This is a genomic window from Rhodoplanes sp. (assembly GCF_013377085.1).
In the GTDB taxonomy this organism is placed as follows: domain Bacteria; phylum Pseudomonadota; class Alphaproteobacteria; order Rhizobiales; family Xanthobacteraceae; genus Rhodoplanes.
Genome location: NZ_JACAAX010000007.1, coordinates 76,769 through 91,927 on the forward strand (window position 1 = coordinate 76,769; position 15,159 = coordinate 91,927).

Here is a 15,159-nt window from a genome sequence, read left to right on the forward strand (position 1 = left end):
ACGAGATGCCCGGCGCCGAGGAGGCCGCCAAGAAACTGCGGGACGTCGCGTCTGCGCAGAAGGAAGTCGCATCCTCCTCGGTGTCCTATGAGAAGGCCGGGGCGGCGCTCACTTCCGGGTTTGAGAAGATGACAACTCGCATCACTTCGGAGATGAACGCGCTTCGCCAGAACGAGACGGCGCAGCGGGCCGTTTCGGTAGCCCGTCAGGGCGCCCTTGATGCGGTTACGCTCGGATCGAAAGCGACCGCGCAGACGATCACAGATACGAGCAAGCTCGCGTCGCTGCTCGTGCAGGGGCTATCGCCGGCCATCGGCATCGTCGCGAAGGACTCGGTAATGGCCGCGGGCATCGTGGGGCGCGAACTGGCGCCCGCCCTCGGCGCGGTGGGAAAGCAACTGCTTCCGCTCCTCGCAACGGCCGGGGGCTTCATGGCCGCGGGCGCGGCGGTGCTGTATCTCGCGCACTCTGCCAGCGACGCCGTGGAGGCGTTCTCGAAATTCGAGGACCAATCGGTGACCATGCAAAACATGATCACCGCCACCGGCTCGGCAGCGGGCCGAACGACCACGCAGGTGTTCAAGCTGGTCGACGAGATCGGAAACATCAACGAAACGCGTACCGCGGCGCAGGCGCTTCTTTCGTTCGGCAGCGTGTCGACCGACGTATTTGATCGGGCATTGCGATCGGCGAATGATCTATCCGCGACGGGGTTCGGCAGCATCACCTCGGCGGCCCGCGCGATGGGTCTCGTGCTGTCGGATCCGGCGAAAGGGTTCTCCGCCCTGGAGGCGGCTGGCCTGCGGTTCGGTGCTCGCCAGAAGGACTTGATTATCGACATGGTCGAGACGGGCCGCTCCGTGGAGGCGCAACGGCTCATCCTCGAACTGCTCGCCGGCCAAATTGGTGGCGCGGGCGAAAAGCGCAGCGGGACGCTCACCGGCGCGTGGACCGCGATGTCCGATGCGATGCAGCACAGCGGCGAGCAGTTCGGGCAACAGATTGCCTCTCTCACGAGCCTCGCAGACAAGCTCAATACCGTCGCGCATGCTCTCGAAACGATCAACAACTTCGGCATTGCCGAAGCCATCGCGAAGGGCATCCGCTCGCTTGCCGAGTCGACCATATCGTCCGGTCGGATGACGGGCGTCGGCGCCTTGGCCATCGGCGTCAGCCGGTTGCTGGGGCCGAGCAGCAGCACGTCCGAGGGGGTCGCTTCTACGGCGAGCCAAGCCGCGGCCACGGCCGCCGCCTCTGAGACTGATCGTCGGCGCAAGGAGTCGGTCGAGGCGGTCACGCTGGCGATCGAGAAGGAAACGGCCGCCGTCTACAAATCCGGGTGGCAGCTTGAGGTAGACAAGCGCATCCGTGACGCGAAGGTCTCGGCGGACTCGCAGGAGGGCAAACAGATCGCACTCGAAACGATCAGCATGCTTGAGCAGCGGAAGGCTCAAGAGGATCTCACCGAGGCGAGAAAGACGGCCGAGGCCAACGCCCTCCGTGCGGCCGAGGCGGCGGCGAAGCGCGATCTTCAAGTGCGAGCGCATCTGCAGACTGCACAGCTCGAAATCGATCTGATCGGCAAGAGCGTGTTGGTTCAGTCCGAGCTTCGGGCGAACCTTGAGGCGCGGCAGCGGATCGAGCAAGACGCGCTTCGGACTCACACGTCGTTCAACAACAACGAGTATGAGAAAGAAAAGCTGATCAACGCAGAGCTTGCGAGGCAGGTTCAGCTCAGGGCTGAAATACAGCTAAAGAGCGACGTGAAATATGAATCGGACACGATGTTCATGTCGTCTAGCGATCAGTCGATCGCTAGTAGGATGCGCAGCATTTATGGCGACGACTATAAGGCCCATATGAACGACAACATCGCCGTTCAGATGCGGTTCAACGATGCGCTCCGGACTACCTCGTCGCTCGCGTCTGATTTCGCTACCTCGTTCGCCAAGGATCTCCGCAACGGCCTCACGTCGGCGGACGCGCTGCGCAACTCGATCAACAAGCTCGCCGATAAGCTGATCGAGATGGCGGTGCAGAAACTCGTGCTGAGCGCCTTTGGTGCGCTGTCCGGTAGTGGTGGCCTGTCCGCCATTGCGTCGCTGTTCAAATCCGCGGACGGCAATGTGTTCTCGGGGGGCAACATCATGCCGTTCGCGAGCGGGGGCGTGATCACGTCGCCGATCATATTTCCGATGGCGAATGGTGCGGGCCTTGCTGGGGAGGCCGGACCGGAGGCGATCGTGCCACTCAAGCGCGGTGCTGACGGCAAGCTCGGCGTGTCGTCGTCGGGCGGCAGCGGCGGCGCGTCCGTGACGGTGGCGCCGGTGGTCAACGTGACGATGCCGAGCAACGCCAAGTCGGGCGACGGTAAGGCGTTCGGCAACGAAGCGGCGGCGGCGATCGTCTCAATCGTCAAAGACACGCTCCTGCGCGAGCAGCGGGCAGGGGGGATGTTGAGAGGATGAGCACGCTACCGAGCTTCGCACCACCCCGCAGCCCCAGCATCAACGGCACGCAACTGATCACGACGCCGCGCATGCGGCGGGTGAAATACGGCGATGGCTACAGCCAACGGCAGGCGGATGGGATCAACATATTCCCGCACACGGCAACGCTGAAATGGGAAACGCTTGCCTACGCAGATGCGCAGGCGATCGACGCGTTTTTCATCGCGCTCGGCGCCTCCGGGGCGTTTCTCTATGCGCACCCGGGGGACCAGACGACGCGCAAATGGACCGTGACCACATGGACGCGGCCACAGGTCGGGTACGCGTACCAATCGCTGCAGGCCGAGCTTACCGAGGAGTTTGATCCATGAGTCTCGATCTCAATGTGACTCCGGTCACCTCGGGCGCGGCCATCTCTTCCACGGACTATCTGTTCGGGGCAGCGGGTCCGGCGGACCCGTCGCCGCAGCCGTACACGTTCGCGGCCATCTCGCAATACATCGTCCGGGTCACGGCGATGACGGGCGACGCGGGCGCGGGGGGCCTCACCGGGCTCGTTCCGGCCCCCGCCGCGGGCGACGCCGCCGCCGGCAAGTTCCTCGGCGCCGGTGGCGCTTGGGCGGTGCCGGTGACCGCGCCCCTGGACGCGGACTATCTGGTCCGGACGGCGCAGACGGGCCTCTCGGCCGAGCGTGTCGTGACGGACAATGCGCCGGTCACGTGGGATTGGTCGACGCCGGGCGTCGTCAAGGTCAACGTCGCCACCATGGGCGGCGACACGGGTACGGGCGGCACCAAGGGGCTCGTGCCGGCGCCGGCAGCCGGCGATGCGGCCGGTTCGAAGTTTCTCAAGGCGGATGGCACGTGGACGGCGGTTGTCACGAGCATCGCGGACGCGTCGATCACGAATGCCAAACTCGCCACGATGGCGGCCCACACGTTCAAGGGCAACAACACCGCCGCCGTGGCGGCGGCGCGCGATCTCACCGCCGCGCAGATCACCGCCGAGTTGAACGCGATGACCGGCGACACGGGCGCGGGCGGCACCAAGGGGCTCGTGCCGGCGCCGGCCGCGGGCGACGCCGCCGCCACCAAGTTCCTACGCGCCGATGGCACGTGGGCTGTGACGGCCGGCGGCGCCATGTTCTCGTTTTTCAAATTCACGGCCTCGGCAGGCCAGACGGTTTTCACCGGGACGGATGGCAACGGCGCGACGCTGCTTTACACCGCGAACAATGTCACCGTTATCCGGTTTGGCCGCACGCTCACGCCGGGCGACGACTACACCGCGACCAACGGCACCAGCATCACGCTCGCGAGCGCGTGCAACACGGGCGATCCGATTCTCATCTACGCGTCGTCGGTCAACAATCAGACGGCGGCGCCGAGCGCGGCATTCGCCCAATTCACCTACGATTGCGCGGCCGGGCAGACAGCGTTTTCTGGACCTGACAAGAATGCGGCGACGCTCGCCTACACGCCCAACGCGATCGAGGTGTTTCTCGATGGCCGGCTGCAGATGCCGTTCAACGGCACGGACGGCGACTATATCGCGACCAACGGCACCAGCATCGCACTGATCAGCGGGGCGCTCGCCGGCGACAGTCTGCGCGTCATCGCTTGGTCGATCGTCGGCGTATCGAGCGCGGTGGTCGTCGACAGCGCGCAGTCGTTTTCGGAACCGCAGCGCGCACAAGCTCAGGTGAACATCGGGCTCGGCCTGTCGTTCAGGAACCGCCTGTTCAACGGCACCTGCGCCGTCAACCAGCGCGGCGTCTCTGGCACCGTGACGCTCGCGGCGGGCGTTTACGGACATGACCGTTTCAAGGCCGGCGCGGGTGGCTGTACCTACACGTTCACGACCGTGGGCGCCGACACTCAGATCACCATCACGGCCGGCACGCTGCTGCAGGTGATCGAGGACATCAACGTGGAGGGCGGCACCTACACGGCGTCGTGGGTCGGCACCGCAACGGCTCGCATCTATCAGGGTGCCGCGTCCGGATCGTATCTCGCCGGCCCGCAGACCGTGCTCGGCCTCACGGCCAAGACAGCCACGACGATCGAATGGTCGACCGGCACGCTCACCGATGCGCAGTTCGAGCCGGGCAGCAAGGCGACGAGTTTCGAGCGGCGGCCGTTCGGGTTCGAGCTGTCGCTGTGCCAGAAATACTTTTGCAAAAGCTACGCGGTTGGCACTGCTCCAGGTTCTACTATTTCGGCTGGAAGTAACGGAATTGTAGCTCCTAATTTTTCGTCAGGGGGATCCGGCTTTGGAGTCACGACATTCCCGTCTGCTCCAATGAGGGTGACGCCTACTGTTGTTGTTTATGATGGTGCGGGTACATCAAACAAAGTGTCCTATTACGACGGCTCATGGAAAAACAATGGTGCTGCCGGCAGTTTGATTTCCAACGGACCCACTGTGTTCACGCTTAATTTTTCCTCCATAGCATCCTGCCTCTATCAGGGGTTCGATTACACTGCCAGCGCGGAGCTTTAAGCCATGACCGCCACTCTCACATCAGCCGCGGCCAGCCTCGATCGCGGCCCCTGGTCGTTCCGCAACAGGCTGCTCAACGGTGCCGGTTGGCACAATCAGCGTGTCGTCAGCGGCACCGTTACGCTTGCGGCCGGCGTATACGGGCATGATCGATGGAAGGCCGGCGCGGGTGGCTGCACCTACACGTTCGCGACGAGCGGCGCCGACACGGTGTTCACGATCACGGCCGGCACGCTGTTGCAGGTCATCGAAAACATCAACATCGAGGGTGGAACCTACACCGCCTCGTGGGTCGGCACCGCAACGGCCCGCATCTATCAGGGCGCCGCGTCCGGATCGTATGCCGCGAGCGGTTTCACCGTCACCGGCCTTGCGGCCAAGACGGCTACGGCGATCGAGTTCAGCACCGGCACGATGTCGCTGGCGCAGGTAGAACCGGGCTCGTTCGTCACGCCGTTCGAGCGGCGGTTCGTGCCGTTCGAGCTGTCGCTGTGCCAGCGATATTTCGAGATCGATGGCGGCTACAATCCCGACAAGGCAATGTACGAAGCCTATGGGATCTCTGGCAACAACTACAACGCATTCGTCCGCTATTTGGCCCCGAAGCGAGCCGTCCCGACCCTGACCATCACCAACGTCGCGGCTGGCGGCTTCAACACCGCTATAGACTATCAGGAGTCGGGGATCGAAGGATTTCGCGTTCGCCATACGGCGACGTCGACCGGCACCATTTACTACATCGATAGTTGGAAAGCGGAAGCGGAGCTTTAACCCATGACCGAGTCCCGAGCACGCTTCGCCGCATCACGCGACCCCGCGCGAGCCCGCCGCAACCGCATCGTTAACGGCGGCATGATGGTGAGCCAAGAGAACGGGAGCGCGGTGGGAACAGCTAGCGGCTTCTACCCTGCCGACCAGTGGCCGTATGTTGGTATTCACGACGGTGCGGTTCAGGTCGCACAGGTCGCTAGCGTCACACCGGAAGGTTCACCAAATCGCATCCGAGTAACTGTGACTACCGCGGACACCAGCATCGCCGCGGGTCAGTATGCAATCCTGCTGCAGAAGCTTGAAGGCTTCAACGTCGCCGACTTCATATGGGGTACGGCGTCTGCGAAGGCCACAATTCTGCGCGTGGGGGTCAAAGCTCCGGCCGGCACATACGGAGTCTCGATCCGTAACAACGCTACCGATCGGTCCGTGGTCGCCAACATGGTCATCTCGGGAGGCGAGGCGAACACGGACGTTGTCAAGACACTCGTCTTCACGGGCGACACCGCCGGGACGTGGACGAAGGACAACACGGCCGGGATGATCATGACCATTGCACTGGCGGCTGGATCGACATTCCAGGGCTCTCTCGGCGTGCAGGCTGGATCGATCATCGCGACAAGCAGCCAGTTCAACTTCCTCGGCACGGTCGGCAACGTCTTCGAGTTGTTCGACGTCGGTTTCTACCTCGACCCCGACGCGACCGGCGCGGCACCCCCGTGGGAGCTGCCGGACTACGCGGACGAGCTGCGGCGGTGTCTATGGTTTTGGGAGAAGACATACCCCAGGGCATCGCCCCCCGGTACAGCCACGTCAGCGGGAATGATGGGGGCGGTTGCAGCGTCGGCGGGGGCCATTCTAGGAACATTTGTGTTCAAATCCCCAAAGCGCGCCGCGCCGACAGTTACGCTATACGGCGAGAGCGGCACCAGTGGGGTCATATCTGCTGTCGGCGGCGGGAATACCGCGGCTGCCACTGCGTCGGGCGTTACAGAAAGCGGCTTCTTCCAGATCACGACGAGCGGTCTAACCGCGGGCGCGGTTTACTACACCCACTTCAAAGCGGACTCGAGGCTCTGATCATGACATACAAACTCACTTCCGGCACCAGCATCCTCCGCAGCGACGGCGCGTGCATCCCGGCGGACCCGGCCAATTCCGACTATGCCGCCTATCTGGCGTGGGTGGAGGCTGGCAACACGCCCGTGCCCTACGTGGCGCCGGTCCCGCCGCCGCTGACTCGCCTCTACAAATCCACGGTGTGGCGGCGCGCGACGGACGCGGAGGCCAGCACGATCGACGCCCAACTCCAGGCCGCGCCCGCACGCCTTCGCCGGCTGTGGGACGACAGCACAGTGCTGGATACCGACGCGGCCGAGTTCGCGGCGCTGTCCGCTGGGTTCGTCGCGGCGTTCGGGCAGTCGCGCGCGGGCGAGCTGCTCGCCCCCGAAATGTAGGTGGCCTGCCATGACCGAAACCGTCGCGGCCCATGTGCAGCGTGCTTCGCAGGGGGCGAAGCTGGAGCTTTTCACGATCGACGCGACGGCGATTGGCGGCGAGGTTTATCACTTCGTCAATGAGGCGCTGCCCGCGTCGGACGCTAACCCCATGACATGGAACGGCGCACAGCTTCAATGGAGCGGCGCCGCTCTGACGTGGAAGCAGAATCAATCGATCGTCTTTGCGGGCATCGAATACTCGCCGATGCCTATCAACTCTACGGGCTGGCAGCGATCGGGGAAAGGGACGCTGCCGCGTCCAACGATCACCGTGTCGAATATCACGGGCGTGTTCTCGTATCTGAATCTGCTGTTTTCGGATCTGATCGGGGTCAGTGTCACGCGAACAAGAACCTACGCATGGGCGCTCGACACGGAGCCCACGGCGGACCCCTCTGCGATCATCTATCCGCTCGACAAGTTCCTGATCGCTCGCAAGACGGCGCAGAACAATGAGGCTGTCTGCTACGAACTGGCCGCGAAAATGGATCTTGAAGGGCGGCAGTTTCCGGGCCGCCCGATGCTGCAGAACGCATGCATGAACGTCTATAGACGGTGGAATGGACTCGCGTTCGATTACAGCAAGGCGACGTGCCCCTACGCGGGCACGACCTATCGGAACAAGCTGGGCACGCCGACGATCGCCGCAAATGATTCCTGCGGCAAGCGGCTCGCCGAGTGCGTTGCGCGCTATGGGGTTGCGGCGGATCTTCCATTCGCTGCTTTCCCGGGCATCGATCGTGTTCAATCCTGATGTGGAGATCGCGGCTCGGCGGCACGCAATCGCCGAGTACCCGCGGGAGTGCGTGGGCTTCGTGTTGGACGGAGTCTATGCGCCACAATTGAACCTGTCCGAAACCCCCGAGCGCAACTACACGCTCGCCGCCGACGCATGGTCCGACGATATCGAGGCCGTGATCCACTCGCACCCGGGGGGCACGTGCTCGCCGTCCAGGGCCGACATGCAGTCCCAAGCGTCGGCCGATATCCCCTACGGCATCACAGTGACGGACGGGGCCGACGCGACCCCCATTGTATGGTTCGGCGACTCCGTGCTCGACGAGCCCCTTGTCGGCCGCCCGTTCCTCGAAAACGTCACGGACTGCTTCGAACTTGGCCGTGCCTACTTCTGGCAGGCACAGCGCATATGGATTCCGCCGTTCCCGCGTGATCCGACGTGGTGGGAAGACGGTGGCGACCTCATCACCGAGAACCTGCGCCGCGCGGGGTTCGCTCCGGTGGAGGCCCCCACGCCCGGCGACGTGCTGCTGATAGGCCCCGCGGGGCGGCTCAACCACATCGCCATCCTGCTCGACGGAAACCTGATGCTGCACCACCGCGCGGGGCAACTGTCCCGGCGCGAGCCCTGGTCGGGCGCATGGCGCCGGCTGACTCGATCGATTGTGAGGCACGACAATGGAACAGCCCCGTGACGTCTATCTGCATGGATCGCTCGGGCGGCGCTTCGGGCGGCACTTCCGGCTGGCGGTTTCGACGCCGGCCGAAGCCGTATGGGCGCTGTGCTCGCAGATCAAGGGGCTGCGCGATGCCATCCGAGAGGGCGCGTTCCGGGTGGTCGCCGGCCCTCGCGGGGGGCGCCGGGACCGCGCCGAGGACGAGCTTGTGGCCGGGTTCAGCCGCGCGCTCCATATCGTCCCGGTGGTCGCGGGGGCGGGCGGCAAGGGATTCATCATCGCGGGGCTAACGCTGATGGCCGCGGCCGTGGCGTTCGCGGTAGCCGGCCCCATGGGGTCCATGGGCGTGTTCGCCGCGATGGGCGCCACGACGGTGTTCGGGGTCAGCACAGCCACAATCGCCCTTGTTGGCGTTGCTTTGACACTTCAAGGCGTATCGATGTTGCTGGCGAGCAAAGCGGACACCGCGGCTGCGGCGTCGGATGCGTCGACCAGCTCCTTTCTGTTCGGGGGCGATCCCGGGCGCCCGGTTGCGGGGCGGCCCGTTCCCGTGTCGTTCGGCACCACTCTGGTGACGGCGATTCCGATCTCCGTACAATTCCGAGTGGCGGCGCTCTGATGTCTTGGCTCTCCTCATGGTTTTCCGGCGGATCCAAAGCTACCACGACCTCGGCCGTGGAGGCGCCCAACACCCTGCGATCGGTCACCTATGCCGATGCGCTGTTCGTGCTGGGGGAGGGGCCTCTCAAGGCTCCGGATGATCTGTATCGTGCGGTGCATCTGAACGACGTCCCGGTCAAATCATCGGACGGGACCATGAATTTTTCGAACGTCACGCTGACGATGACGCTCGGCACACCGTCGCAAGGCTACCTGCCCGGCACGCCCGCGGCGGAAACGACTCTCACGATCGGGACGAAGGTGACGCAGGGGGCGCCGCTGGTGCATGCGATCACGGATCTGTCGGCCACAGCGGGCCGGGTAATCATGACGATTGCGGCCCTGGTGTCGGTAAACTCGACAAACGGAAATTCGAATCCGACCAACGTCGAATTTGCGATCGACGTGCAGCCGTTCGGCGGATCATATTCGCAAGTCGTGTATGACAACATCTATGGCAAATGCATCAGTCCGGCACAGCGCGAGTATCCATTCCCGTTGCCGGGCACGGGGCCGTGGAACGTTCGCGTCCGGCGCATCACGGCGGATTCTGACTCGTCGAATTTGCTGAACGAGATCGATTGGTCGTCGCTCGCGACTCTTCGCGACTATCGCCTGTCGTATCCCAACACGGCGATCCTTCACGTGCGCGTGTCGGCCGAACAGTTTTCCGGCAGCTTCCCCGCGGTGAAATATCTCGGCCCCGGCCTGATCCTCGAAATCCCTTCCAACTACAATCCGGCGACGCGGGCGTACTCCGGTATCTGGGATGGGACGTTTACGACGGGGTGGACCACCAACCCCGCATGGGTGATATGGGGGCTGCTCACGCACAAGCGATGGGGTCTCGGGAGCTACATCGGCCCGGAAGCCACCGACAAATGGAGTCTGTATCAGCTCGCGCAATGGTGCGACGAGTTGGTGCCGGACGGGCAGGGCGGCACCGAGCCGCGCTATGCCTTCAACGGAACGTTCGAGTCCGCGGTTGACGCTTACAAGGCCATCACTCTGCTCTCGGGCGCGGTGCAGTCGATGAGCTATTGGTCGTCGGGCGCAGCGTCGATCGTAATTGATCGTCCGGTGGATCCGGTCAAGCAAGTCGCGCCCGCCAATGTCGTGGACGGCAAGTTCATTTACGAAGGTAGCGATATCGCCGTGCGGCCCACGGCTGTACACGTGACGTGGAATGATCCGGACAACGGCTATCAGAAGGCCGTGGAGGCGGTCGAGTATCCCGATCTGATCCAGCAATATGGTCTCCGGATCAAACAAGTCGTCGCGGTGCTGTGCACTTCGCGCGGGCAGGCGATCCGTACAGGCACCTATGAGATCGAGACGGAATGGAGTGAGGGACAAGTCGTCAATTGGGTTGCCGGCGAGGATCACCACGATCTCATGCCCGGCGATCTGGTGGACGTCGCCGACCCGTCGATTCAGGCCCGCCGCATCGGCGGGCGGCTCATGTCTGCGGCTGCCACTACGGTGGTGCTGGATAGCCCCGTGACGATCGAGCCGGGGCAGTCGTATGTCTTGCGCGTGCCGGGGGCAGACGGAGTCCTGCAGAGTCGGGCGGTGCTGAACACGGCCAGCACGACGGACACGCTCACGATCCTATCCGCATTCTCTCCGGAGCCCGTGCCGGGTGCGGTGTGGCAGTTGGTGGCGTCCGATCTAGCGCCGCAGAGGTTCCGGGTGCTCGGCGTGGAGGAGAAAGATAACGGCACGTACAGCATCTCGGCGCTGTCTCATGATCCAAACAAACAGGCACGTATAGAGGGCGGGACGATCATCGATCTGCCGTCGATCACGGCATATCACACGGGGCCGATCGAGCGGCCGACAGGGCTATCCTACACTGAGACGATCGAGCAGTTGGCCGCGGGTGCCTACCGGCACACTGTGACGCTCGGGTGGGATTCGCATCCCGACGCGCGGGTCAATCGATTCGATGTTCAATATCAGATGACCGGCGACGTTGATTGGACGCTCGCGGGGGCGGCGTACGGGCTCACTGCAAACCTGTATGAGATCGGCAGCGGATCGTATTCGTTCCGGATCCGGGCCGTCGCATTCGACGGCAAGGTGTCGCCCTGGACGGATCCCTTTATCGCGTCGCTGTCGGGGCTGCTCGATCCGCCTCCCGATATCACGGGCATGGCGATCTCGGTGTTGGACACCACGGCGGCGTTGTCGTGGGATCCGGTTCGGGTGGCGAATTTCTCCCATTACGAAGTTCGGTTCGCGTCTGATCCGGCGACCGTACTGTGGCAATCAATGGTCCCGATGGCGCAGAACGTCATCAGTTCTTTTGTGCAGGTTGCCGCGCGTACGGGCGTCTACGCCGTCAAGGCGTACACGGCGCAGGATAAGGAGAGCATCAACCCGGCGCTCGTCGTCTCGAATATCGACGGAACGAATATCAACGTGGTCGAGACGCTCGTGGGAAATCCCGGATGGTCGGGCGAGCTGTCAAACGTGATTATCGACGACACGCGGCAGGCGATCAGACTCGGCGCGGCGGCCGACTTGTTCGATTGGACGGATCTATTCTCCAGAACAGATTTGTTCGGCGATCCGCGGGTGCGATCGGCAGGGGCGTTTACGTGGGCACGCACTATCGATCTCGGTGCGGTGTTCACCTGTCGAATTTCTGCGGACCTATCGGTGTTCGGAGAAAACACCGCGGCGGATATCTGGTCGGAGCCGGATTTGTATGAGCTTCCCACGGTGTGGGGTGCAGACCCCCGAGGGTGGGACGCATGGGTGGAGATCCGCACCACGACGGACGATCCCTCGTCGCTCTCTGCAGTGTGGACCGATTGGGCGCGGCTTGTCGTGGCTGATCGGAAGATGCGCGGGCTGCAGGCCCGATATCAGCTCTCGACTACCGACCAGACAGTCACGCCGATCGCGAAGGGCAGCGTGACTGTCGACATGCCGGACCGGGTCGATTCGAAGGCCAGCATTATGGTCCCGATCGGGGGCGTGCGGGTCAGCTTTAACGCTGCGTTTAACGGTCCGGCCCGTCCGTCTGTGGTAATCACGGGGATCGAAGGTGCGGGGGCCGGTGATTGGCCCAACGTGACGAGCGTCGACACGACAGGATTCAACGTCACGGTCATGAACGGAACGAGCGCCGTCTCGGGGCGCTCGATCGACTATCACGCGAAAGGGTACGGGGCGCTCGCACCATGAGTCAGGCACCAACTTTTAACATCGCGACAGCCGGACCCGGCACCATGTCGGCCTTCGCCGGCCGGCTGTCGCCGAACCTTGACGCGTTCCTCACGCAGCATAGCGGGGCCTCGCGGCCCCCCTACGCCGTGGCGGGGACCACGTGGATGCAGATTGTCAGTAGCTCGCAGTGGCTCTTGAATCTTTACACTGGCACGCTCGACATTCTGATCGGCACCTATAACCCGCTCGCGGCCACATTCACGATCAACGCCAGCGGGCTCGGATTCCCCACATCCGCCGTCGCCCGAAATGATCAGTCCCCGCTTTCTCTGGTGAATGGCCGTGTCGTGCTCTCGCAGGGGGTCAACGGCGAGGGCCTGATCAAGATGCTCGGCAAGCCCACGGGCGTCTACGATCAGGCGGGGCTCGTGTGGGCGAACGGGTCGACGTCCGCGGCGGCGTTTTCTCTGCTCGCATCGCAGGCAACATCTTTGCAGCTCCTCGACTCGGCCGGCGCCGAGGCGATGCGGTTCGCCGCCACCGGCGATATCGTTTCGAAAATGTGGGGCGCACTAGCGGATCAGGTGGTGCAGCCGGGGACGATATTTTTCGGACCCTGGACGGCGGCCCCGGGCGGCTCGATCAAGGCCAACGGCGCGACGCCGTCGCGGGCGACCTATGCGCGCCTATGGGCTGCCGCGCAGGCGACAGGGAAGATTGTCACCGAGGCGGTTTGGTCCGCTGGGGTGTGGGGCGCGTTCTCCAGTGGTGATCTGTCGACGTGGTTCCGCATCCCGTCGCTCAATGGGAGCTTTATCCGTGGTGTGACAGACGAGGCCGCCTACGCGATCGGCCAATACACCGGCGACAGATTCGCCTCGCACACCCACAGCGGAACCACGGACGGGGGCGGCGTCGATCACAGTCACCAGACCGTCGTATCCAAGGACGGGTCATATGCAATCGGGTCCGGCGGCCCGCCGGCTGCGTGGTCAAGCAATTATGGCAACGATCGACCCGTCACGAGCGGCGGGGCGTCGGCGTACTGGCACGCGCATACGTTCGGCACCAGCGCATCCGGAACCGGGTCCGAGACGATGCCGCGTAACAACGCACTTCTGGCCTGCATCAAAATCTGAGGAAACAGCATGAGCACCGTCATCACACTTCCTACTGAAACGTGGCCGACCGATCATTCGTTCGATCCGGTCACGGGCGAGTACCGCGGCTCGACGCCGGCCGATCTCGACTCGGTCTCGTGTCAGCAGCTACGCGCCCTCGTCTTTCACGAGCCGGCGCATTCGACCCGCACCGCGCCGCCCGCTGCGGTCAACGGGTCGGCCCGCGTGTGGGGGGGCAGCGCGTGGACTCAGGTCGCGGACCACCGCGGGGAGACGTGGTACCAAGGCACGCAGGCTGTCACGATCAGCAGCCTCGGCGACCCGGCGGACGCGAATCTGACGGCGGCGCCGGTAGTGCCCGAGCCGGCGGCGGTCGACGCGGTGGCGGCGGCCAAGGCGGCGCTGCAGACGAAGCTCGACGCGATCACGCGACTCGGTGCCAGCTATTCGTCCATGGGGCAGCCGGTCCCGGCCGACTTGATCGCCGAGCACGCGGCCCTGGTGGCGGAAATCCGCGCGGCCGAGGCGGCGTGACATGGCACAGGCCGCCAGCCTCACAACGGGGGTGCCGCAGACCTACCCCTTTGCCACGGCCGACGTGGCGGCGCTCCTGCGCGCCCTGGTCACCGAGCACCAAGGGGCCGCGCGCCCCGCAGTGATCGCCGCGGAAGGGAAAGGAATCTGGACTCAGGTTGTCTCGTCGACTGTGTGGAGCGTCTACTATTATGACGGCTCGATCGACGTCCTGATCGGCACCCTGAACCCGACGACACACACGTGGGTGCCGGCGGCGCCGATGCTCACGCTGCCCCCCGGCACCATGACGCTCGCCAACGGCGCGAACGCCAACGTCGCCCTCGTGGCGGCCCGCACCCACCACGATATCGCCGGGCCGACTGCGGCGTTCTCGATCAGCGGATTCGCCGCGGGCGCGGACGGGCAGGTGCTCACGGTCTACAACCCAACCGCCTACGCGATGACGCTCACCAACGACGCGACGTCCACGGCGGCGAATCGCATTCTCACGCTCACCGGCGCCGACGTGGTCCTGCGGACGGGCAAGTCTTTTGCCGCGTTCCGCTACAACGCCACGGCCGCCCGGTGGCTGCTCACGGGGTCCAACTGATGAACATCTACTCCCTGATTCCGGCCAGCCGCGCCGATGCGCGCTGGTATTCGTGGCTCGCATGGGCGCTGTTCGGCAACGACGAGGATGGCGCCTGCGGCGAGCGGTCGGGCGTGCCAACCTACGGCACCACGATCCCCGAGGCCGACCGCGTCACGTGGCGGCAGTTCGCCCGGTGGCAGGCGCGGAACCCGGCCGCGAACCTGTTCGTTCATGCGCTCGCATGGGTCCGCCCCGAGCAGCTCGTGCTCTACGAAGCGCCGCCGGCCCGCTGGTGGGTATCGCACCCGCCGATCAATTGGGCCGCGTTCACCCCCAACCCGCAGATCGTGGTGGCCGTGCTGCCGCCGTTCATCTCGTGGCGGGTCGCCGGGTGGGAGGGATACCTCGGCTGGCGGTGCGGCGGCGAGCTGGGGGCGTGCTTCCGCCGGGCCTAA

At 64.4% G+C, this 15,159-nt stretch carries 13 protein-coding genes and 1 pseudogene; all 14 read left to right on the forward strand.

Annotation, left to right across the window (positions count from 1 at the left end; translation table 11 throughout):
* Positions 1–2,099: 2,099 nt before the first annotated feature.
* Positions 2,100–2,315, forward strand: a pseudogene (locus HXX10_RS07720) (phage tail tape measure protein); the annotation flags it as partial.
* Positions 2,316–2,464: 149 nt separating this feature from the next.
* Positions 2,465–2,821 carry a phage tail protein gene (locus HXX10_RS07725; protein ID WP_296521328.1) on the forward strand — a complete coding sequence of 119 codons (357 nt, stop codon included), beginning with the start codon at positions 2,465–2,467 and terminating at the stop codon, positions 2,819–2,821.
* The gene (locus tag HXX10_RS07730) at positions 2,818–4,953 is read left to right on the forward strand and encodes a hypothetical protein (protein WP_296521329.1); all 2,136 of its coding nucleotides are present in this window, start codon (positions 2,818–2,820) and stop codon (positions 4,951–4,953) included. Before HXX10_RS07725 ends, HXX10_RS07730 begins: the two co-directional genes overlap by 4 nt.
* A gap of 3 nt (positions 4,954–4,956) precedes the next feature.
* The gene (locus tag HXX10_RS07735) at positions 4,957–5,724 is read left to right on the forward strand and encodes a hypothetical protein (RefSeq protein ID WP_296521331.1); all 768 of its coding nucleotides are present in this window, start codon (positions 4,957–4,959) and stop codon (positions 5,722–5,724) included.
* A gap of 3 nt (positions 5,725–5,727) precedes the next feature.
* The gene (locus HXX10_RS07740; RefSeq protein ID WP_296521333.1) at positions 5,728–6,804 is read left to right on the forward strand and encodes a hypothetical protein; all 1,077 of its coding nucleotides are present in this window, start codon (positions 5,728–5,730) and stop codon (positions 6,802–6,804) included.
* Between the two features lie 2 nt (positions 6,805–6,806).
* Positions 6,807–7,181, forward strand: coding sequence for a hypothetical protein (locus HXX10_RS07745; RefSeq protein ID WP_296521335.1), 375 nt, complete (start codon positions 6,807–6,809; stop codon positions 7,179–7,181).
* 10 nt (positions 7,182–7,191) lie between these two features.
* Positions 7,192–7,977 (forward strand): phage minor tail protein L, encoded by a 786-nt coding sequence (locus tag HXX10_RS07750; protein ID WP_296521336.1) that lies wholly within the window; start codon positions 7,192–7,194, stop codon positions 7,975–7,977.
* Positions 7,964–8,656: an NlpC/P60 family protein gene (locus HXX10_RS07755; protein ID WP_296521337.1), complete on the forward strand. Its 693-nt coding sequence runs from the start codon at positions 7,964–7,966 to the stop codon at positions 8,654–8,656. Before HXX10_RS07750 ends, HXX10_RS07755 begins: the two co-directional genes overlap by 14 nt.
* A complete protein-coding gene (locus HXX10_RS07760; protein ID WP_296521340.1) occupies positions 8,640–9,257 on the forward strand; it encodes a hypothetical protein in 618 nt (205 codons plus the stop codon). Before HXX10_RS07755 ends, HXX10_RS07760 begins: the two co-directional genes overlap by 17 nt.
* Positions 9,258–9,313: 56 nt before the next feature.
* On the forward strand, positions 9,314–12,493 hold the full coding sequence (locus tag HXX10_RS07765; RefSeq protein ID WP_296521342.1) for a host specificity protein J: 3,180 nt from the start codon (positions 9,314–9,316) through the stop codon (positions 12,491–12,493).
* Between the two features lie 44 nt (positions 12,494–12,537).
* Complete coding sequence (locus tag HXX10_RS07770) at positions 12,538–13,614, forward strand: hypothetical protein (protein ID WP_296521344.1); 1,077 nt, start codon at positions 12,538–12,540, stop codon at positions 13,612–13,614.
* A 9-nt stretch (positions 13,615–13,623) separates the two neighbouring features.
* On the forward strand, positions 13,624–14,130 hold the full coding sequence (locus HXX10_RS07775; RefSeq protein ID WP_296521345.1) for a hypothetical protein: 507 nt from the start codon (positions 13,624–13,626) through the stop codon (positions 14,128–14,130).
* Position 14,131: 1 nt separating this feature from the next.
* Positions 14,132–14,722 (forward strand): hypothetical protein, encoded by a 591-nt coding sequence (locus HXX10_RS07780; protein WP_296521347.1) that lies wholly within the window; start codon positions 14,132–14,134, stop codon positions 14,720–14,722.
* Positions 14,722–15,159, forward strand: a complete 438-nt coding sequence (locus tag HXX10_RS07785) for a hypothetical protein (protein WP_296521349.1) — start codon at positions 14,722–14,724, stop codon at positions 15,157–15,159. The genes HXX10_RS07780 and HXX10_RS07785 overlap by 1 nt, the downstream gene beginning before the upstream one ends.

Excerpts from the sequence above, each read along its gene's own strand:
- HXX10_RS07735 (WP_296521331.1), top strand. The coding sequence starts at position 4,957 with ATGACCGCCACTCTCACATCAGCCGCGGCCAGCCTCGATCGCGGCCCC.
- HXX10_RS07785 (WP_296521349.1), top strand. The coding sequence starts at position 14,722 with ATGAACATCTACTCCCTGATTCCGGCCAGCCGCGCCGATGCGCGCTGG.
- HXX10_RS07780 (WP_296521347.1), top strand. The coding sequence starts at position 14,132 with ATGGCACAGGCCGCCAGCCTCACAACGGGGGTGCCGCAGACCTACCCC.
- HXX10_RS07745 (WP_296521335.1), top strand. The coding sequence starts at position 6,807 with ATGACATACAAACTCACTTCCGGCACCAGCATCCTCCGCAGCGACGGC.
- HXX10_RS07775 (WP_296521345.1), top strand. The coding sequence starts at position 13,624 with ATGAGCACCGTCATCACACTTCCTACTGAAACGTGGCCGACCGATCAT.
- HXX10_RS07770 (WP_296521344.1), top strand. The coding sequence starts at position 12,538 with ATGTCGGCCTTCGCCGGCCGGCTGTCGCCGAACCTTGACGCGTTCCTC.
- HXX10_RS07725 (WP_296521328.1), top strand. The coding sequence starts at position 2,465 with ATGAGCACGCTACCGAGCTTCGCACCACCCCGCAGCCCCAGCATCAAC.
- HXX10_RS07730 (WP_296521329.1), top strand. The coding sequence starts at position 2,818 with ATGAGTCTCGATCTCAATGTGACTCCGGTCACCTCGGGCGCGGCCATC.
- HXX10_RS07750 (WP_296521336.1), top strand. The coding sequence starts at position 7,192 with ATGACCGAAACCGTCGCGGCCCATGTGCAGCGTGCTTCGCAGGGGGCG.
- HXX10_RS07740 (WP_296521333.1), top strand. The coding sequence starts at position 5,728 with ATGACCGAGTCCCGAGCACGCTTCGCCGCATCACGCGACCCCGCGCGA.
- HXX10_RS07760 (WP_296521340.1), top strand. The coding sequence starts at position 8,640 with ATGGAACAGCCCCGTGACGTCTATCTGCATGGATCGCTCGGGCGGCGC.